The organism is Trichocoleus sp. DQ-A2 (assembly GCF_039961915.1).
In the GTDB taxonomy this organism is placed as follows: domain Bacteria; phylum Cyanobacteriota; class Cyanobacteriia; order Cyanobacteriales; family FACHB-T130; genus FACHB-T130.
In genome coordinates, this window is the sequence record NZ_JAMPKD010000036.1 from 18,197 (window position 1) to 39,498 (window position 21,302).

Consider the following 21,302-nt stretch of genomic DNA (forward strand, 5'->3'; position numbering starts at 1 on the left):
TCGTTTCACAATCGAACCTTTTATAATTTTTGTTGAAAGTACCGAACCAGGCATCCGAATGTTTACTGATTTCCAGTCCCCAGAAGCAACCACTCAATCTGAAATACAAGCAGCGGTTGAGCGTCGGCGTAACTTTGCGATTATTTCTCACCCTGACGCTGGTAAAACAACGCTGACCGAAAAGCTGTTGCTGTACGGAGGTGCGATTCACGAAGCGGGGGCGGTGAAAGCTCGTCGGGCGCAAAAAAAGGCGACTTCTGACTGGATGGAGATGGAGCAACAGCGGGGAATTTCGATTACCTCGACGGTGTTGCAGTTTGCATATCACAACTGTCAGATTAATTTGCTGGATACTCCGGGACACCAAGATTTCAGTGAAGATACGTATCGGACGCTGGCGGCAGCAGATAATGCGGTGATGCTGATTGACGCAGCGAAAGGTTTGGAACCGCAAACACGGAAGCTATTTGAAGTATGCCGGATGAGAAAAATCCCCATCTTCACTTTTGTGAATAAACTCGACCGCCCCGGACGGGAACCATTGGAACTGCTGGATGAAATTGAGCAGGAATTGGGATTGCAAACCTATGCCGTAAACTGGCCAATAGGAATGGGCGATCGCTTCAAGGGCGTCTACGACCGACGCCAGCAGAAAATTCACCTATTTGAGCGCAGCGCACATGGCAAGCGGGAAGCCCTGGATACCGTTGTAGACATGGGAGATCCCCGAATTGAAGAACTGCTAGAGCAAGAACTTTACTATCAACTCAAAGAAGATTTAGAACTCCTGGAAGGCGTTGGCTCAGAACTGGATCTAGACCTCGTTCACAATGGCACCATGACGCCCGTGTTTTTTGGTAGCGCCATGACCAACTTTGGGGTGGAGTTATTTTTGGATGCGTTTCTCGACTACGCCCTCAAACCCGGTTCCAGGCAAAGCAGTAATGGTGCAATTCCACCCACTTACCCAGAATTCACGGGTTTTGTCTTCAAGCTGCAAGCCAATATGGACCCGAAGCACCGCGACAGGATAGCCTTTGTGCGCGTCTGTACCGGCAAGTTTGAAAAAGACATGACAGTGAATCATGCCCGTACTGGCAAAACCGTTCGCTTGTCTCGTCCTCAGAAACTATTTGCCCAAGATAGAGAATCGATTGAAGAAGCGTATCCCGGCGATGTTATTGGATTGAACAATCCTGGCGTCTTCGCAATTGGCGATACGATTTATACGGGTCAGAAGCTAGAGTACGAAGGTATTCCCTGCTTCTCTCCGGAATTGTTTGCTTATCTGAAAAACCCCAACCCTTCTAAGTTCAAGCAATTCCACAAGGGGGTTTCGGAATTGCGGGAAGAAGGTGCAGTGCAAATCATGTACTCAGTGGATGAAGGCAAACGCGACCCAATCCTAGCAGCGGTGGGACAATTGCAATTTGAGGTAGTGCAATTTCGCTTGCAGAATGAATACGGTGTTGAAACTCACACAGAATTATTGCCTTATAGTGTGGCTCGTTGGGTAGCCGGTGGCTGGGAGGCTCTGCAAAAAGTGGGACGTCTTTTCAACACTGTGACGGTGAAGGATAGCTGGGGGCGTCCGGTGCTGTTGTTCCGAAACGAATGGAATTGTCAGCAGGTGCAAGCGGATCATCCAGAGTTGAAGTTAAATTCTGTAGCGCCTGTAGCGGCGGGGCAACAACCAGTAGATTTTTGACCCAAGCGCTTGGTGAAAGCCAATACCTCACTGGTTTCCTGGGTCATGATTGATGTTTCCCAGCCTGAAACAGGCTGGGTGCCACTGTCCCGCCGGAGCCGGATATCAAAAAAGGTGGACACTTGCCCACCTTACCTACTCTCATCTTCCGTTTTATCTAGAAGGTGGACACTTGCCTACCTTACCTACTCTCATCTTCCGTTTTATCTAGAAAGGGCGGGGTTTCCCCGCCCTTTCTATTAGGCATTCGTGTTAATACTCAGCAGCACCTCACCTTTGATCATCCGTTGGGCGGCATCGAGGAGCGCTTCTTCCAGATAAGGCTTGGTAAAGTAGCCCTTGGCTCCCAACTGAGCTGCCATTTGCTGGTGCTTGCTAGCGCCACGAGAAGTTAGCATGGCTACTGGCAGATGGTTGAGGCTGGGGTCTTTCTGAATCCGTGAGAGCAACTCGAGTCCGTCCATGCGAGGCATTTCAATGTCGCAGAAGACAATCTCGCAAGGCAGACCCGACCGAAGTTTATCCCAAGCTTCTTGACCGTCACGGGCTTGTTCCACTCGGTATCCTGCCTTGTTAAAGGTCATGGAGAGAAGTTCGCGCACCGTAATTGAGTCATCTACAATCAAGACCATCGGATCGGTCTTCACTGCTGGAGCCTCTACAGGAAGGGAAACACCCGCCTTATCCCACAGAGAAACGTTACGGTCTTTGCCAATCCGACCCGTCGCTAAGTCAATCAGCTCTAGAACGTCAGCAATGGGCATGATCCGACCATCCCCTAAGACAGTAGCACCTGCGACGCCTAGGGGCTTGGGCACAGGGCCTTCCAGTTGCTTAATCACAATTTCTTGTTCTCCCAGCACCTGATCTACTTGGACGGCGATAAAATTGCCAGCACTGCGTAGCACGACAACCGAAATCATGTCATCTTCCCTGTTTCCACCATAAACGGTGCCTCGACTGAGGTGACGCTGGTAGGTCAGTAGTTCCTCTAGAGGTTGGAAGGGCATGAGAGAGTCGCGCCAAGAGATACAGGTCTCACCTTCTGAGTTCGTTTGAATGCGGTCTTGGGGCACATCCAACATATCTTCCACCCCATCCATCGGGAAGGCAATGCGAGCTTTGTCACTCAGGCAACAAAGTGCTTTGCAGATACTTAAGGTAAGGGGCAGACGAACGGTAAAGGTAGTGCCCTTGCCTAGGGTGGAGTCTGTTGTGATTACACCGCGAATTTCGTTCAAACTGGTGCAAACCACATCCATCCCGACGCCGCGACCTGAGAAGTCATCGGCTTTGTCTTTGGTACTAAAACCAGGATGGAAGAGCAGATCGTAGACTTCCAGACGGGTCATGGACTTGGCTTCAGATGCGGTAATCAGCCCTTTTTCGACTGCCTTTGCCTTTACCCGTTCTGAATCAATGCCTGCGCCATCATCCGAGACGGAGATAACGGTTTGGTTGCCTTGATGGAAGGCTCGGATGGTAATCCGACCTACGGGAGGCTTTCCGGCGGCTATACGCACTTCTGGCGGTTCAATGCCGTGAGTGATGGCATTGTTCACCAGGTGCGTCATCGGATCGTAGAGGTGTTCCAGGATCACTTTATCGATCAAGGTTTCCCGACCCTCAATCTGTAGCTCGGCTTGTTTGCCGCACTTGAGAGAAATCTCGCGGACGGCACGGGGCAAGCGGTCGGCAGTTTGGGCAAAAGGCACCATGCGCGATCGCGTCAATCCCTCTTGCAACTGAGTCGTCACCTGCCGCAGCATCCGGGCGACTTGGTCGGTTTCATCAACGAGGAATTCAATGTCAGCCGCCGACTCTCGGACGCGGACAATTAGCTCAATGATTTCTTGGGAAAGGCTGTGGAAAGGCGTAAACAGATCGAGTTCCAATTCACCCAAACCAAAACGGCTGTTGGCGGGAGCCTCCTGCGCTGCCGACGTATGGTCAGGTCGGGCGTTGAACCGATTGCTTTGACGACTGGCGAGTAGAGAGCTTTCTAGGAGCGATCGCTCGTACCGATCCTGCATCCTCGCTCCCACGTCACTGAGTTGCTGTACCTGGTGCAGCAAGTTATCCAGAAATTGTCGCAGGCGTTCTTGATCCTGTTCCAAAGTGTTCCGGTTCACCACTAATTCCCCCACCAGGTTGCTGAGGTTGTCTAGGTGCTTAACCGGCACCCGCATGGTCTGTTCAAACACTTTAACCGGACGGGGACGATTAACCGGGCGAACTTGGCCTGGGCTTGTTTTCACACTACGTGGCCCACCCATCGTCTCCTCAGCCTGTCCCAACAGTTCCTCCAAATCCCCAAATCCATCGTCAAGGGCGTCTGCGGATGTAGTTGTTTCAGCTATCGGCTTCGTAGGAGAACGCTGCGATTGAGCAAATTGAGGAACAAGCTGAGGTTCATCATCCCCCAAGAGAGCTTCCAAGTCAGCAAACTCATTCATGTCTTCTGCATCAAAAGCCGCTGGCACGGATTCCTCTTCGCCTAGCAGTGCTTCCAACTCGTCAAACTCATCGTTACTTGCCAAGTTAGATGCTGGTTCTGCGAACACTTCCTCACCCAACATTGCCTCTAATTCGTCAAACTCATCGTTTTCCACTAATGAGATGGCTAAGTCTTGGTCTTGTTCTCCAACTGTCTCTAGCAAAGACAACTCATCTAAAACAGCAGCCTCTGAAGGATTTGCAATCTCTTGTTGTTCTGTCACTAAGTCCCAGAGATCGTCAACTTCCTTCAACTCATCTGCGTCAGACGCTTGGTTTTCTGAAGGAATTTCTCCAATTAACAGATTCTCTTCAAAATCCAATCCATCCCCAAACTCTACTGGTTCGCTACCTAAGAGATCCTCTAACTCGGAAGCTGCCTCTTGAGACACCGCTGCTGAGTCGATTCCCCACTCGGCATCGTCCATGTCGCTGCTAAATAGGTCTAAATCTGCTAATTCCAGCGCTTCTGGAGTCGATGCAGATGATGCTTCTTCTCCAAACATCGCTTCCAGATTCTCTGACTCCACTGGCACCCCAGCTAAGTCGATTCCCCACTCAGCTTCCGTATCGTTACTGCCAAATAGGTCTAGGTCTGAATCTGCTAATTCCAGCGCTTCTGGAGTTGGTGCTTCTTGTTCCCCAAACATCGCTTCCAGATTCTCTGACTCCACCGGCACCGCGGCTAAGTCGATTCCCCACTCAGCTTCCGTATCGTTACTGCCAAATAGGTCTAGGTCTGAATCTGCTAATTCCAGCGCTTCTGGAGTTGGTGCTTCTTGTTCCCCAAACATCGCTTCCAGATTCTCTGACTCCACCGGCACCGCGGCTAAGTCGATTCCCCACTCAGCTTCCGTATCGTTACTGCCAAATAGGTCTAGGTCTGAATCTGCTAATTCCAGCGCTTCTGGAGTTGGTGCTTCTTGTTCCCCAAACATCGCTTCCAGATTCTCTGACTCCACCGGCACTGCTGCTAAGTCGATTCCCCACTCAGCTTCCGTTTCGCTGCTAAATAGGTCTGAATCTGCTAATTCCAGCGCTTCTGGAGTCGGTGCAGATGATGCTTCTTCTCCAAACATTGCTTCCAAATTCTCTGGGGCTTCTGCAGGCACTGCTGCTAAGTCGATTCCCCACTCGGCATCGTCCATGTCGCTGCTAAATAGGTCTGAATCTGCTAATTCCAGCGCTTCTGGAGTTGGTGCAGGTGCTTCTCCAAACATTGCTTCCAGATTCTCTGACTCTACCGGCACTGCTGCTAAGTCGATTCCCCACTCAGCTTCCGTTTCGCTGCCAAATAAGTCTGAATCTGATAATTCCAGCGCTTCTGGAGTCAATGCAGGTGATGCTTCTTCTCCAAACATTGCTTCCAGATTCTCTGACTCCACCGGCATCGCGGCTAAATCGATTCCCCACTCAGCTTCCGTTTCGCTGCTAAATAGGTCTGAATCTGCTAATTCCAGCGCTTCTGGAGTCGGTGCAGATGATGCTTCTTCTCCAAACATTGCTTCCAAATTGTCTGACTCCACCGGCACCGCCGCCAAGTCGATTCCCCACTCAGCATCGTCCATGTCGCTGCCAAATAGGTCTGAATCTGCTAATTCCAGCGCTTCTGGAGTCGGTGCAGATGATGCTTCTTCTCCAAACATTGCTTCCAGATTCTCTGACTCCACCGGCATCGCCGCCAAGTCGATTCCCCACTCAGCTTCCGTTTCGCTGCCAAATAAGTCTGAATCTGATAATTCCAGCGCTTCTGGAGTCGGTGCAGATGATGCTTCTTCTCCAAACATTGCTTCCAGATTCTCTGGGGCTTCCACCGGCACCGCCGCCAAGTCGATTCCCCACTCAGCATCGTCCATGTCGCTGCCAAATAGGTCTGAATCTGCTAATTCCAGCGCTTCTGGAGTTGGTGCAGGTGCTTCTCCAAACATTGCTTCCAGATTCTCTGGGGCTTCCGCAGGCAACGAGGAATCTAAGAGATCCTCATCAAGCTCGAAAGCTGCGTCCACAGGTACTGCTGCTGAGTCGATTCCCCACTCAGCGTCGAATTCAGTAGCTAACAGATTTTCTTCATTTAAATCCAGCGCATCCAGCGCATCGGTACTGGAAGATGGCTCATCGCCTAACATTGTTTCTAGATTTTCTGCGGCATCCAGAGATTCTTGAGATGTTTCCTCTGACGGCAGCTCTAAAAACGCATCGGTTGTAGCGAAGAAATCATCGGAGGCGTCTGCCGAAACAAGGGACTCTTCCTGACTAGGATCAAACAAACTGGATAACGGCTCGCCTAGGCTAGCATCAAAAGCATCTGTATTTCCATCGGATAGGCTCATGCTGGCAAAGTCCAGAGAACTATCCCACTCAGTTGTTGCAGTTGCTTCTGGCTCTGCCTCAAAGAAGTTATCTAATGCGTCAAGTTGGGGCACTTCATGGCTTTCCCCATTCATGTCAAGAGATTCATCTAAAGATGCGAATTCTGTTGTTTCTAGCTCTGCTGCTTGCGACCCAAAGAAATCACCTAACTCATCTACCGAGACAGTTTCGGTAAGATTAGGAACAGCGTTTAGCGCCCCATTCGCATCTGCATCTTCTTGTAGCGCTAGGTTCTCGATCTCGCTACCAGTGCTTTCCGCTTCACTTTCCCAATCCAGGCTAAAGGGACTGGTTTGTGGATTGTCCAACTCCAACAAGTCCAGTGCTTCTTCGTTCCTTGCGTCTGAGGCGCTTGTATCCAGTGCAAATGCATCTGGAGACGCCCAATTGCTGGGAATATCTAAATCGTCTAAAGCTGAGAATGGCTCTTCAACCAAAGTTTCATTGAACTCCAGTTGGTTTTCCCAATCTTCTAGGTCTTCTCGTGCCGTTCCTGGCATTTGAGCTGCTGTTACTTCTGAGAAGCCCGCGGGTTGGATTGTCTCGTCCCACGCCAAGTCTGTTGCTGACCAATCCTCTAGGAAAGCTCTGTCAACGCTGCTTGTACTGGCATCGATATCTTCCACACCTGGTATGGCAGGCCAATTAAAGTCGAGGTTAACATCTCCTACCGCATCCGCTTCGATTTCGGGTGCGATCGCTTCTGACTCAAAAGGAGTTCCTATTGCTGCACTCAAGTCCAGCAGGTCGTTTGTCTCGTTTCTTGGCATCGTTTCTTCAAGCCACATATCTGTGTTGTCATCCAACATCAGTTCCTCGAGAACATCGCCATTGTCTGCTCTGGCGTGTGGGGTTTCAAACAGATCCAAGTTGCTAAAGTCGGGTTCTTCTTCCCAACCTGCTGCCGTTAAATCAACTTCATCTTCCAACAGGCTCCCCATCTCCAAATCGCCTGTCAAAGCTGTACTCGTACTCTGCTCATCCTCAAACACAAAATCTGGTAAATCGTTACCAGTCGTGGCGATTGGCTCGGCGGCAGCAACACTATCGAGTACCTGCAAATCCTCGCTCGACCAATCTGTAGTCCAGTCCGACCCTTCTGTAGACATGATCGATGGAGTTTCTAACTCTTCTGAAACTTCCTGGTTGCTGTTCTCGGCTGCTTCGCCAAACAGCGTTCCTGTTGTCATCAATTCCCAGTCTGACGACTCCTGACTCGCTGCTGCCTCGATCGAGTCATTTTCGTTAGTATCTATACCCACAGCACCAAACAGATCTTCATCCGAATCCGACTCTAACGCTTCAGATTCTGTCGCCAAGAGTGCCAAGTCTAAATTCTCAGAGGTAAGAATGCCTAATAAATCTTCATCTGTAGCAGCCGCAAGCGACTCGCTTAAAAGGTTGGCATTCTCCTGTTGCTCAAAGCCTTCATCTTCTAAGAAACTGTCACTCCAGAGATTGGCTAAATTCTCTGATGGGGTTGCTTCTGAAGCTGCGCTTGGGGCATCTGCCGCAAACAGCAGGTCAGAAAAATCATCATCTCCATTTCCATCTCCATCTAACACGCTACCTGCGAACAATTGTGTAGCATCTTCCCGTTCGCTTTCGGCTGAAGGCGTTTCGCCTTCCTCTACTAAGTCTTCTCCAAATCCAAATAAAGTTAAATCATCTTCCTCGGTTGCTGAAGTGGCAGATTTTCCTAACCCATCTGTATCACCACCCAGTAAGTCAGAAAAGTCGTTTTCTTGTTCAAGATTCAACCATTCCTGACGCTCTGTGCCCATATTCTCTGCCCCATCGCCAATGACTTGTTCTTCTTGCCAGGTTTCATCCAGATCCGGGGCTTCCCCTTCAAACAAATCAGCAAGGCTATTGAGTTCTGCCATGCCGACTTCCGGCCCGTTGGGATCGACTGGATGATTAGCAGATTCCTTACCCCGACCTGATTTGATACTCGGTTGAGAGAACGTCGTATCTGAATTCGCGGAGGTTAGGGAGGGTTCTTTCAACCCAAACCCAGCCCCCGATTCACCAGCCGCAAACCGTTCTTCTTGGATAAATGTCTCTGAGTAGTTGAAACGGTCGGTTGCTTTTGGTCGGCTTTGACGGGTTCCGGCTTCTGCTGGGGTCATAGAATGCTGCGATTGTACAGACGCGATTCGGGTCTGTACATCGGCAGTCGTTGCTCCAGCTAGTTCTTGGGCTGAATAGATGAGCGCGGGTTCGGCATCCAGTTGATCCAAAAGCGATGGAGTGGCGGAGGATGGTAGGAGTGCATTGAGCTGGGAACTCGGCTCAATTGAGCTAGCGTGACCTGCTAGCACCAGTTCTTGGGCTTGTTTAATTTCTTTAATAACGACAGTAGCCAGAGTGCGATAGGAATTTTCTGGATTTGCGATCGCGCTTGCCGAAGCCTGAATCAGTTCTGACCACTTCGGGCATTCATATTGTTCGCCCATCCGTTCCAAAGAGCCGCAGATTTCCTGAAGCTGTTGTCTGCACCTAGGTTGGTCGGTTTGTTTAAATAGCTGCAACATTTCGCGCAGCTGGTTGAGTACGTCGCTTTGAAAGCGTTTTTGGGCTTGCCCATCTCGAAGGTAGCCGCCTGCCGCTGTTGCCGCCCCTGCCTCTTGAGCGCCGCTAGCCGCCTCTAAGGAAACATTCCCGCCAGCCCCATTCACTAGGAATGCCATATGCTGGTTCAGTTCCTCAAATACCGGCTCGACCCCTGACATGATACCGTTAGCAATTTCCTCAGTTAAACCAAATGGGCCGCTGAGTTGTTCTATCAGTTCCTTGAGGGTATCTGAAACCTTCAAAAAGAGGGACTCTAGTTTTTGGTCAATCTTCACCGGACACTCTTTGAGGACTTTGAAGCAGTCTTCTAAGCGGTGGGAGGTTCTCTGAATACTGTTGATTCCCAGCATTGCCGCCCCGCCTTTGACCGAATGGGCGGCGCGGAAAACTTCATTCACCATTTCAGAATCTTCAATCGTGCTTTGCAGATTCACCAATCCCTGTTCAATGGTATTGAGGTGGTCTTTCGCCTCCTCAATGAAGTAGCCCATGATTCGCTGTTGTTGCTCCGGCTGCATAGCAGTATCCTTCAAGAGTGCTGAGTGCTATTGACGCCCATACGGCGGCTTCCCGTAGGGAGTGCTGACTAGGAGAAAGAAGTTTTTTTCTCCACTAGATTGCTTTTAATGTACCCAATCTATTCAGAATCGACATCATTGATTTTTGCCCGATTTGTAGAAACCCGATTAATCGAGTTTTTAGGGCTATTTTCAGTTGTTTTTGCCCCACAATTGCTGATTGCTCAATTTATTTCCCCTCAGTAGCTTCGATGCGGAAGCGTTCGACGGAAGTTAGCAGGTCTCGTGCCACTCCGACCAAGTTTTGCAGCGCAGTGGATACCCGTTGCGCTTCTTGAGAAGTTTCTTGCGCGGTCAGTTCCACCGATTGCATCACCTGGGCAACAGCAGAAGAAGTTTCTGTCTGTTCCACGGTGTCAGCAGTAATCGAGCGAACCAGGGCATCGATCCGATTTGACACCTGAATGATGTCTTCCAAACTCCGCTTTGCCTGTTCTGCCCGCTTTGTTCCATCAATTACCTGTTGAGTACCTTCCTCCATTGCCATCATCACCGAACCCGTTTCGCTCTGGATTTGCAGCACAATCTGTTCAATTTCCTTCAAAGCTTTCGCGGCTCGGTCTGCAAGTTGTCGCACTTCATCAGCCACCACAGCAAAGCCCCGACCCGCCTCACCGGCACGTGCTGCTTCAATACTGGCATTGAGTGCTAGGAGGTTGGTTCGAGAAGCGATCCCTGAAATTAACGCAACAATCTTAGAAATTTCCTGAGAAGATTCAGCAAGACGTTTAACTTTTCGAGTCGTTTCGGCAACAGTTTCCCTAATTTGCAGAATCCCTGCCACCGTGCGTTCTACAGATTCACCACCCTTCAAGGCTGTGGCAGAGGCGGCGCGGGCGACTTCTTCTGCTTCTCTCGCATTTTCAGCAACCCGTTGAATCGAGCCAGTCATCACCTGAACCGAGTTGAGAGTCACCGCTAGCTCTTCTGCCTGTCGCAGCGCATCGGAAGACAAACCGCGAGCGAACACTTCACTGTCAGTCGCTCCTCTACTGACTTGTCGAGCCGCCATCTTCACCTGTTGAACGATTTCCCGCAGGTTTTGAATGGTCAGGTTAAAGGAGTCGGCAACGGCTCCCAAAACGTCTGCGGTGACTTCTGCCTGCACGGTTAGATCCCCACGGGCAGCACCTTCTACATCATCCAGCAGTCGAATCACTTGACGTTGCAAGTCTTCTTTTGCTTGTTCTTGCTCTTCAGCTTTGCGTTGAGCTTCGGATGTAGTGGTCAGGATGACGCGAGCCATTTGGTTGAACCCAGCGGCAAGGGAACCGAATTCGTCTTCTGAGTAAACGGTTGCCTGGGCATTAAAGTTGCCACCAGAGACAGACTCAAACTGGGCTTGGAGGTCTTCGGTGGTTTTTTTGATTTGCCGAGTCGTGATTCGTCCTAAAGCCAGGGTAGTCCCAAAGGTGGCGGCACCCGCTGCCAGACTCATCACCCAGCTGGTGTTACGGAGGTGGGAGATTGTAGTATTTTTACTGTCTTGGGGAGCAGCACTCGCGGAGATGAAGCTGACAAGTGCAACGACAACGGCGGAGACAATTCCGGCAGCGGCGGCAGAGATCAGCGGTTTTTTACTCAGAGGGGCGTTTTCAAAGGCAGCCAAAGGGCCTTGTTCAATGGTGACATTTGGCTCTGCTTTGGAGCCTTCTGGAGTAAAAGAAATCGTTCCGGGGCTTTGTTCGGAGGTTCCGGTGATGCTGAATTCATCATCGTGAACGCCCAAGCTTGAACTTCCGGAGGATTCGGTAAAAGTTCGCGTCTCTACTTTCCGCTTGGAATCTCCAGATGCCCGTCTTGAAGAGGTTCCCAAGTCAGAAATTCCTGCGGAGAATCCTTGGCTATTGCCTTCTGAATGGGACAGATCGAAATCCGGAATGCTCCCTAAATCGTCTCCAAAATCACCAAATTCGTCTAAGAAGTCGCTGCTACTTTCATTGAGCCGGTTGCGCTGTTGATTTTCTGAGGAAAACGAGTCATAGCCAATGGCATCGTCAAAGGCTTCAAAGTCAAATTGGTCATTTCGGGTATTCCCGTTTTGATCGGAGTGGGCGACATAAGTAGCATCGTCTTCGTAGGGATGAGTCTCAAACGGGCGGTGACGGGATCGGGTGGGATCGTTGCTACTGGTATAAGGTTCGGTATCGCCTAAGGCATCCTGACTGTCATATCCGAAACTTTCCTCCTCTGTTCTTCTGGATTCCAGCTCTCCGGATCTCATTAACAGTGTTTCGTCTTCCAGAGGAAAGTAATTGAAATTGGGTTCTTCTAAAGTGTCGGAAGAATTGGGAATTTCAAATGTCGAATTGTCATTCTCGAAGTTGCCCGATGGCATTTGAAATTCACGATCCGCCGTTTGATCGAAGTCAGTAAAGGCGTCGAGCGGAAATGCCTCTGCATCAAAATCTGTATTGGTTGCGGGCGCTCCAGCCTCGTCATCCAGAGAACTGGGCGACCATGATTGTGCAAAGGGGTCGTGATAGGCTTCTGGTGTTTGTGCTGTTGCACTATCTGTATAGTCCGAGCTGACAAACGGATTCGCCGCTGAGTAAGACTCTATATCCTGAAAATCTCCGGAGTCGAAATCATCTAGAGAAGAGATGTCCTGAGTTGCCATCTCTGGTTCTTCTAGGGATGGCCATGCTGCGTTGGCTTCTGGAATCGCATAATCATCATGGTTGAGTGCAAATTCGTCTGGTTCCAACTCGCCACCAACGGGATCGGAAGTTGCACCAACCGATTCGGAGTAGTTTTGGCAAGAGAGGGCGTATTCTATTCCGTTGTTGGCACAATCGATAAACTCTTGGTCGTCGGTGAGCTGAGGCACCAACTCGTATTGTTCTTGCGCGATCGCGTACTGCTGTAATCCATAACAGTAAATATGACCCCGTAGAATCCGAGCATTTGGGTCATTGGGAAAATTTTCGACTAACCGATCGATGATGGCAGCTGCCTCTTCGTAGTTGCCCAGCGTGTAGGCCGAAAATGCGTGTTGATATTCTTGTGTGTAATCTGTACTTGATTTCATTTGCTTCCCCCAAAACAAGTAAAAATTAAAAATTAAAAATTAAAAAATTCATTTTGCCTTTTTACTTTTTAATTTTTAATTGATTTCATGCTGCCCATCGCGCTGAGCGAACAATTGCGACTTGGTCTAATAGTCGGAGAAACTGATTTTTCTCTTTGTCTAATAACCACTCACCCTTAAGAAAAGGTGCCATACTGTCTGGAACGTTAGTAAGCATCTGTACCTGATCGATATCGAGCCAGTCCATGCCGACAATACGCTCAACGGCTAAGCCTAACATGGTGTCCTGGTCTTCAACGGCAATCACTGGAATCTCAGGTTTATCTGTGTTCAGGGCAGATGAATCCCCTAAAAACTGCCCGAGGTCTGCGACCCAAATCACTTGCCCGCGCCAGTTCAGCGTTCCTAACAGGAGGGGAGAAGCGTTGGGAATTGGAGTAATCCTGTCTGGTGATGGAGAAACCACTTCACGGATTCCACTGGCTCCTAGGGCAAATTCGTTACCGGATGGAACGTAAAACCGCAGGTGTAATTCACCTTCAGGACTCTCCAGTTCCTGAAATCCGGGTGAGTGATCTTGACCGCTGCCTGTTAAAAAGTCCGGATTGCCGACCATTCTATCTCCTTAGCTGTTAACTGTTAGCTGTTAGCTTTTGTTACTTCTCGAAACCTAAAAGCTACTAGAACTTTGGAGGTTAGTAGTTTTGGGCTAATGGCTAATGGCTTGTTAGCCTCGTAGCAGCTGTTTGACCGTCCCTATTAGCTCGGTTGGCTGAAAGGGTTTGGCTATATAAGCGTCTGCACCTTGTTTCATCCCCCAGTAGCGGTCAAATTCTTCTCCTTTCGACGAACACATTACCACAGGAACATTCTGGGTTTTTGGGTCGGCTTTGAGCCGACGACATACCTCATAACCGTTCATTCGGGGCATGACAATATCCAATACCACTAAGTCGGGACAAGACTTGAGAATTTGTTCCAAGGCTTCGACACCATCAGTGGCAATCGTTACAGTTAACCCACTTCCCTTGAGGAGGTCTGAGATCATTGCCCGTTGTGCGGGACTGTCTTCTACAACCAGAACTACACTCATAACTCCCTACCTACCTGTCTGCCGGTTCAAACATGAACGCTCGTAAGCCACGATTGGTTCACCCCTCAACCATGTCATGACTTAAGTATCCCATCTAACTTTAGACTCCTGTACGGGCGCTGTTTACGAGATGTCTCCCCTACTTTGGAGAGTCGCTGGTAAACGATTGCCCCCACGACTTGCTTAGTATCTGTAGTCGGTAGCCCGTCGTTGATAGTCCCTAGTCCATAGTTTATTCCTAATTTCATCATTGAATGAAGCCCCGCCTCATCGGTGGGGCAATTTTACCCGACTCGTACATCTGTTTCTTCTATCTCTCGATTTAACTCTGTAGCGTCTAAAGGTTCTGATATCGTTGATTCCTTTTCACCAGGGCCAATATATCTCTCTAGTAGCATTAATAACTCACTTTCTCCAAAAGGCTTGGTTAGGTAGTCGGTTGCGCCTACCATCCTGGCTCTGACCCGATCGATAAATCCATCTTTGCCAGTCAGCATGATGATGGGGGTCTGTCGAAAAGCGGTTGATTTCCGGAGCATGGCACAAATCTCATAGCCTTCGAGGTCGGGCATTGCAATATCACAAAGAATCAAGTCGGGTTTGAGTTGGAAGACGAGACTGAGTGCTTTAAGAGGATTGCTAATCGCGGTTGCCTCATAACCTTGTGGTTTTAGGATATATTCGACGGTTTTACCGATGGCAACGTCATCATCGATACAGACAACGCGAGGAATTTTGTTGGCTGGGGTCGAGTCGGATTCTATGCTAATTCCGACTCGGCGACTGGCTGCTGTTTCGTCGCTGGTACAACTTTGCAGTTGTACCCAACCTTGTTGTACATAGGGATAAATGGCTCTTGCCACAGTTAAAATTTCACGATTTAGATATCGGGCTAGCTGCCGTAGGGAGGTTTTTCCATCTAGCTGGCGATCTAGGGTTTTAAAAGCATTTTCTGGCAGGGCAGCGCGTAAAGAAACTGCATCGGCAATGACTGGGCAGTGATTGGGAGATTGAATGTGGGGATGAAATTGTTTCCACTCCTGCACCTGCTTCATGATCTTGGCGACGAGGGGGGCAATTTCTAGGGTGGTAAGTTGTGGTGCTAGCGCTGGGCCAATGTCGAAGATGAAGGAGCCTTGATGAAGGCTGAGGAGGTCGAATAAGGTTTCATGCACCATACTGCGGATGATGCTGCGCCCTTGAGCAGGGGTCAAAATATGATTTTCCAACAGTGCCCACAAGTAGCCGTATTCGGGCGCATTAATCGCATCAATTAAGGGGACTTCCAGAGTTTTGAGGGAGGTTTCGGCTCGATAACGGCGTAGGTAGTCGCGCAAACGCAACAAACTGCCGGTTCCATCGCTAGCATAGGCGATTTGTCCGTTGAGGAAGAAGACAAACCAGAACGGCCCTGGTTCTTTGAGTTTTGCGTCTCGGTAGGGGATGCTGGTACGTCGCGCCCCTGCATGCTCACCCGTTCCTTGAACGGGTGAGCTGTATGCCTCCACGAATAATTCGCCTGTTCGCTGACCTAATTCGATCAGTTGCAGGATGCTGCGTATATCAATTTCATTTAACGTTCCCTGCATGTAATGAAAATGCGCTCCTAATAACCGTTTGAATCTGAGTTAATGTTGCATTTGTCAAGTTTTACACGGTGCCTGCTATAAAAATCTTTACAATTAGGTAGTTTTTCTTTGAGTAAAGGATGGAGCCAGATAATACAGTACCAGGGAAAGAGATTCTGGCGAAGGCACAATCTTTACTGACAAAAGTAAAACCCATGCAAGTTATTTGTCTGGTTGCTTTTGCCGGGTTCAATTAGAAATGGAACTAGCCGAGAATTGTCTGTGGCAGGATTGCCTAGGATTCAAGTTAAATATTAAATAAGAAAGAAATCGAAACATATTTAGTTTAATTTAAGACTTGACGTAGCTGCCAACACGGGCTAAATTACGGAGTCTTCAGGGAGAAACTGACCAAAAGGCGATCGCGTTTTAGATCGGGGTGTGAATTCAAAGGTGGAAGCGCCTCGTGGGTCGGCACTTCCACAACAAGGTCTGAAAAGGTTAGGATCGTTCTGGTATGAAGCCTGGGCGAGAATTATGGCGGTATGGCTCTGGTGGGACCAGAGATCGGTCAACAAGCGGGCACAAGATACATCAAGAGGACCATCAGCGTGCTGTATCTAGCAGAAGTACAAAAAAAGAGTGGCGGTGTTTTTGGTGGTGGCAAGGCTGAACTAAAACTGCTGGCTTGTCAGCAGAATGACCAGAGTTGGCGTGCTGCGTCTGATGAAGTGATTTCCGCTCCTGAAGAAGCCAATAATTTTAATGGTGGCGTCTTGGTGCTGGTTGAGCTAAGCGGGAATCGCCAAGTGCAGCGTCCGCCGACAGAGGCGGGGCGTCAGTTGGTGAATATCTTGCAGAATTTCTCTCGCCAACTGGAAAAGTCGAAAACTCAGGAAGAAGAAATTGAACAGTGGAAGCAGTCGCTGACTTATCAGAGTCAGGAGCTAAACCGGCGCGAAATGGAAATGGAAGCGCGGGTGGAACAGCTGCAACAGTTGGAGGAAGACTTTGAACGGTTGGAGGCGCAACGTCAAGAAATTGACAGTTCGCGGGAGGAAATTGAGCGACTGCGGGAAGAGTGCGATCGCAACCGCATCGAGATGGAGGGAGCGTGGGAACACTTGCGGGGCGAGCAGCGCCGCTTGGAGGAACGACAGGCGGAGTTCCAACAGGGAACGGTATTAGATGAGGAGCAAGGTCAAAAGATTCGGGAATTACTAGATCGTTTAGCTTCGGCGATCGCTCCTACGGAAGCAGTGCGAGAACAACTGAATCTGGCTTTTGAAATTGTCAACGGGCAGCAGGGAACCCTAGATCAGCACTGGCAAAATCTGGAGCAACAACGCAACAATGCCCAACAGAAGCAAGCAGAAGTAGACCAGCAAACTCAAGAACTGCAAAGGCGCACGGAGGAGTTAAAGCAGGCTCAAGAGGCTCTGGAAAAAGTGCGTTTAGAGCGGATGGTGCTTCAAAACTCCCTGGAGATCAAGCAGGAGTATGCTCAGATGCAAAGTCTCCAGTTGCGAAATCAGGAGGAGCTGTACGAGCAACTTCACCGTCTGGCAACAACTTCAACGGGTGTCAAAATTAGCCAAAAGGTCGATCTGGAAGCGCTGGAGAAAATGCCCCTAGGCGAGCTGCAAGAAACCGTGCAAAATCTTCAGCAAGATTTGGAAAAAGTGATGCGCTTTGTCAATGACCAAGAAGAAGAGTTGACCTTGCAGCGTCAAACGGTTGAGGAATTGCAGACGAAGATCGAGCAAGCCAGCGAGTATGACCGCCTCAGTTTGGAAAATGAGCTAGCAGAGGAGCAGGATTGCTACCAAATGCTGGATGAAACGCTGGTGGGTCAACGCATCTACCTGCGGGAGCGAGAAGAAGTTTTAAATCAACACTTGCGGGTGCTGCGGCGACGGCAAGGGATTGTGGACAATGAAGGGCAGGACAATCAAAAGATTGACTTGGGTCCGGTTCTGAGTCAGTTGGAAGGACAACGACAACAACAGGCAGAGGAACTACAAAAACTGGAAAGCCAGATTGAGCAGGTGCGGATGAGCATTCAGCAAGCTCAAGGCATGATTGACCATCAAGCTGGCGAACAGGAGCAAGAGCGTCAGCAGATTAAGCAGCTAGAGCAGAAATTGCAGGAAATGAGGGCGGCGGCGGCGGAACTCGTGGGCAAGGTAAATACCTATCAGGAAACGCTACAGCCAATGCAGGATCGCTTGAATGAGATGCGGCAGAAGTTGGAGGCAATCGTGGGGACGTTGGCTCAGGTTCAGGAAACGGGTGACTATCAGCTGCAATCAATTACTGAGATGCGGCAAGTTCTCCTCACCTTGATCGGTGGTTAGTTGAATGCGGCATGAGAATTAAAAATTAAAAATCCAAAATTAAAAATGAATCGTTCTGAATTTTTAATTTTGGATTCTTAATTTTTAATTGAAATCCAAACTCCATCGACTTGTGCGATCGCGCCCCCAGGAAAGGGATCGGTTTGAGAGCGGTTGGGAGCTGTAATTAAGGCAATCAGCTTTTCGATTTGCTCGAAGCTGGGGGCGATGGGTAGAACTGAGGCGAGGAAGTGCCGCATGACGCGACGTTGCAGGGCTAAGGGGGCTTGACGCAATACGAGGCGATTGAGTCTTTGGTCACGTCTGTAGTCAGTGCTGAGTGCTGTAGGGGCGGGGTTTTCCTGCCTATGCTCAAGGCTGAGTGGCGAGTCTTCGTTTTCTAGGGCTTGTTGCAGCAGCTTCTGAGCGGCTTCTTCAAGATATTGCACCTCTGCCCGTAAAAGTTCTGCTGTCTTTGCCAGTGCTTGCTCAACTTGGGGGTTGAAGTGAGTTTGTAAGTACGGCAGTAACTCTTGGCGGATACGGTTACGGGCATACTTGAAGTCTTGATTGGTGGAATCTTCCCAAACGGGAATCTGAAATTCTTGGCAAAATTGAGCGGTTTGTGCCCTAGTGACTTCTAGAAGAGGGCGCACCAGTTGCAGTGTTGGATGCAGTGTTGAAGTCAGCGGACGCTGCCAGGTTAGGGCTTGTAATCCATCGGCACCACTGCCGCGCATCAGGTTATAAAGGAGGGTTTCGGCGCGATCGCTCGCTGTATGACCTGTGACAATGTATGGGAAGTTGTTGGTTTGGGCGATCGCGCTTAAGGCTTGATAACGCCACTGTCGCGCCGCCGCCTCTGAAGAGATAGATAGCATTTCTGAGGCGGTTTCCAAGTAATAGGAGACTTGCCAGGTTCTCGCCAACTGTTCCACATGGTTGGCATTTGCTTGGGAATCCGGACGCCAGCGATGATCGCAGTGAGCAATTCCCAGATGCCATCCCCACTTTGGCTGCAAATCTAGCAGTAATTTGATTAAGCAGAGAGAATCTTGTCCCCCGGAGACTGCAACTAATAGGGGCTGGTTTCGCGGTAAGAGATGGCGATCGCGTAAAATTCGATGCAATTGGGCATGGAGAGGCGTCCAAGGGGGAAGATTAGGCATTAGCTATCATCTTCTTTGAGTTGCTGACGAATATCCTCTAGTGGTGATTCTGGCTCATCCGGGCAAAATTCTAGAGTTACTCTAACCTTTCCTTGTTTCCAGTTAGCACCGGGTCTTAGAACCTTGCAATCTATACCCTCACTAAACCACTTTATTTGCTCACCAGTTGCTCCTACCTGAGCCTGCATCCGGTTAATGAATTCACCCACTTGGAAAGTGGAGTGATTAATTAAAAGTCTCTGAGTATTTGTATTAACACACAAAACATTGTCCGCTTCTATCCGCTCGAATCCATTATTCATGTGAATCTCCAGTTCCAGCACTTGTTCTAGATTTTTTCAGAAGTAGCCGCGAGTTTACTTGTTAGGCTGCTATTGGTTTTAATCAGTGCGATCGCTCGGTTGATAAACGTCACCGGGAGAGTGGTCGGGATTAATCTCAACCACCAAGTTTACCGTCCTGGAATTTCTCGTCAGCGGTTTGATAAATAACTCTGGGTGGAGCGATTTCCAGAAATACTTGACAAATTCATCAATTTCTGAATCGGTCATGCCAGATTTACCAGCGGCAATCATGTCGTGTTCTGCCTGCCGTCGCCACTGCACAGACAGACGATAATTAACGGGATACAGCATCATCAGCCGATCTAACCGTTCCCACAAAGGTACATAGTCCTGCAATCGGGCATTCATGTCACGGGCAAACGTTCGCTCAGCGGCGGTTAGAATCGGCGGTGGCGCGTTGTCAAAGGCAGCGGGGTCTATGGGACGGACGCCGACAAACCACCCTTCAAACAGGATGATATCGATGTCTTGGACAATTTCTGGCTGCGTCCTATCACCGGCACCTTCCCAGGCAGATTTATCAAAGCGGGGGACTGGAATCGGTTGTCCGGATGGCTGACGCAGACAGTCCAAAACGTCTAAACCCAATTGAATATCGTGGGTTCCAGGTGGCCCGCGCCAGAGCAAGCGGGGATCTTGCTTTCTTAAGGCAAGGCGATCGCGATAGGTTTTGTAGAGGTCATCCAAGGATAGGCTGAGTGTCGAGTTCCCTAGGTATTTGAGAATTAAGGTAAGGACGGCTCCCAGAGTCGTTTTGCCAGTTCCCTGTCCCCCTAAAATCCCCTGGATAAGAGGGCGTCCTAACTGTTGCCGATCTTGCGCTAGTTTTGTGGCTAGAGGAAGCCAGAGGTTCCACAGCGTTTCTAAACTGAGGACTAAGAACTGCGGGCTAAGAACTGAGGAAAGATGGGGATAGATTAAGAGGAACAAATGCGATCGCTTGCGAACGACTTCCTCCACATTGGCGGGTGTGATGCCAAAAGCTTTCGCCCGCAATTCATCGGCTAGCACCTGTGCTGCCAAATGTTCCAACTGTGCTGAAGTCGGCGTTTTTCTAGCGATCCAATCGTTAAAAATTTGGCGAAGAGAGTTTATCACGAACCGATTTTAAAGGCTTCAATAAACAAGCTGTAAGTCAGACCAATTTTCAGGGCATTCAACATTTCTGTCGCTAATAAGCGGTTAGGAACGCCTTCACCTGCGGGCACAATTCTTCGGTTTCTGCCGTAAACAAACCAATTCACGCCTTCGGTGAAGAAAATCAACAAACCAGCAGCAATTACATCCCAGTTTGCGGCTTGTCCCGCCGTGGTGGGAATGGCGGTGCCTAGAAACACCCCCACTAACAAGCTTATTACCACCAGCGATATCCGTCGCCAGGGATTGCGAAACCATCGCCTCAGCTGCTGGCTGACAACATCAAAGAGATTGTTGAGACGAGTCCTTTGCATCTTTGAGGATGACTCCGCAGTAGTGTCCTTTCCAAAAGCTTTTTTAATTATCGGATGCTCTTACCATTTATTCGCTCGAAGAGTTTTATAAAAGCGGAGGAGGCGCTAAGCGCGATCGCCGCCTTAATAAAGATTTGTGTTTGTAATATATAGATTTATTTAAAATAAAAGATTTTCTTGAAAGTAAGGGCATTCTCAATACAGATGAGATGATGTGTCCGTGCCTTCTCCTATGCCAAACAGCATACAGATAGCCCTGGCAACGGTAATCAGGAGGCGACTTAGGATTGGAGCGATCGCGCTGCGGCAATGGGGTAGAGATCGCTCCATTTTACATATTCAGCATAGGTTTGCACTTCCTCCAAATCATTTTCTACATTTTCTAATTGTGAGGAACTTATAAAACGCAACAACCAAAACCCAACAACTCTCATACGCTCTATGAGATTTAAAGATTGAATTGAAAGTTTATAGAAAAAAGTATCAATTCAACCTGTGTTAATTTCGCGATAACTTATCCTAGATAAATTTCTCTAAGCAAGTCTCCTCTCCTAGCATCTATCAACATCACACGCCAATAC

Annotated in this window: 12 protein-coding genes; 2 read left to right on the forward strand and 10 right to left on the reverse strand. The window is 49.2% G+C overall.

Annotated features, from left to right (window positions below; genetic code table 11):
* Positions 1 to 58 precede the first annotated feature (58 nt).
* Complete coding sequence (prfC, locus tag NC997_RS25130) at positions 59 to 1,708, forward strand: peptide chain release factor 3 (RefSeq protein ID WP_190523949.1); 1,650 nt, start codon at positions 59 to 61, stop codon at positions 1,706 to 1,708.
* Positions 1,709 to 1,947: 239 nt separating this feature from the next.
* Here prfC and NC997_RS25135 read toward each other — a convergent pair whose 3' ends face one another.
* From NC997_RS25135 to NC997_RS25155, 5 genes are all read right to left on the reverse strand, one after another.
* Positions 1,948 to 9,669 (reverse strand): hybrid sensor histidine kinase/response regulator, encoded by a 7,722-nt coding sequence (locus NC997_RS25135; protein WP_199305995.1) that lies wholly within the window; start codon positions 9,667 to 9,669, stop codon positions 1,948 to 1,950.
* Between the two features lie 229 nt (positions 9,670 to 9,898).
* Complete coding sequence (locus tag NC997_RS25140; protein WP_190523952.1) at positions 9,899 to 12,760, reverse strand: methyl-accepting chemotaxis protein; 2,862 nt, start codon at positions 12,758 to 12,760, stop codon at positions 9,899 to 9,901.
* A gap of 85 nt (positions 12,761 to 12,845) precedes the next feature.
* Positions 12,846 to 13,376: a chemotaxis protein CheW gene (locus NC997_RS25145; RefSeq protein WP_190414516.1), complete on the reverse strand. Its 531-nt coding sequence runs from the start codon at positions 13,374 to 13,376 to the stop codon at positions 12,846 to 12,848.
* A gap of 111 nt (positions 13,377 to 13,487) precedes the next feature.
* On the reverse strand, positions 13,488 to 13,853 hold the full coding sequence (locus NC997_RS25150) for a response regulator (protein WP_190414517.1): 366 nt from the start codon (positions 13,851 to 13,853) through the stop codon (positions 13,488 to 13,490).
* A 284-nt stretch (positions 13,854 to 14,137) separates the two neighbouring features.
* A complete protein-coding gene (locus NC997_RS25155) occupies positions 14,138 to 15,442 on the reverse strand; it encodes a response regulator (RefSeq protein WP_190523955.1) in 1,305 nt (434 codons plus the stop codon).
* Positions 15,443 to 15,966: 524 nt separating this feature from the next.
* Between NC997_RS25155 and hmpF the strand changes: the two genes are divergently transcribed.
* Positions 15,967 to 17,778 (forward strand): pilus motility taxis protein HmpF, encoded by a 1,812-nt coding sequence (gene hmpF, locus NC997_RS25160; RefSeq protein ID WP_242031216.1) that lies wholly within the window; start codon positions 15,967 to 15,969, stop codon positions 17,776 to 17,778.
* Positions 17,779 to 17,855: 77 nt separating this feature from the next.
* Here hmpF and tilS read toward each other — a convergent pair whose 3' ends face one another.
* The 5 genes from tilS to NC997_RS25185 form a co-directional block, all read right to left on the reverse strand.
* On the reverse strand, positions 17,856 to 18,926 hold the full coding sequence (tilS, locus tag NC997_RS25165) for a tRNA lysidine(34) synthetase TilS (protein WP_190523956.1): 1,071 nt from the start codon (positions 18,924 to 18,926) through the stop codon (positions 17,856 to 17,858).
* Complete coding sequence (locus NC997_RS25170) at positions 18,926 to 19,228, reverse strand: KGK domain-containing protein (protein ID WP_190414523.1); 303 nt, start codon at positions 19,226 to 19,228, stop codon at positions 18,926 to 18,928. The genes tilS and NC997_RS25170 overlap by 1 nt, the downstream gene beginning before the upstream one ends.
* 78 nt (positions 19,229 to 19,306) lie before the next feature.
* Positions 19,307 to 20,332 carry a glycerate kinase gene (locus NC997_RS25175; RefSeq protein WP_347276025.1) on the reverse strand — a complete coding sequence of 342 codons (1,026 nt, stop codon included), beginning with the start codon at positions 20,330 to 20,332 and terminating at the stop codon, positions 19,307 to 19,309.
* Positions 20,333 to 20,364: 32 nt separating this feature from the next.
* Complete coding sequence (locus NC997_RS25180) at positions 20,365 to 20,721, reverse strand: DUF565 domain-containing protein (RefSeq protein ID WP_190523958.1); 357 nt, start codon at positions 20,719 to 20,721, stop codon at positions 20,365 to 20,367.
* A 281-nt stretch (positions 20,722 to 21,002) separates the two neighbouring features.
* A complete protein-coding gene (locus tag NC997_RS25185; protein ID WP_190523959.1) occupies positions 21,003 to 21,155 on the reverse strand; it encodes a hypothetical protein in 153 nt (50 codons plus the stop codon).
* Positions 21,156 to 21,302 lie beyond the last annotated feature (147 nt).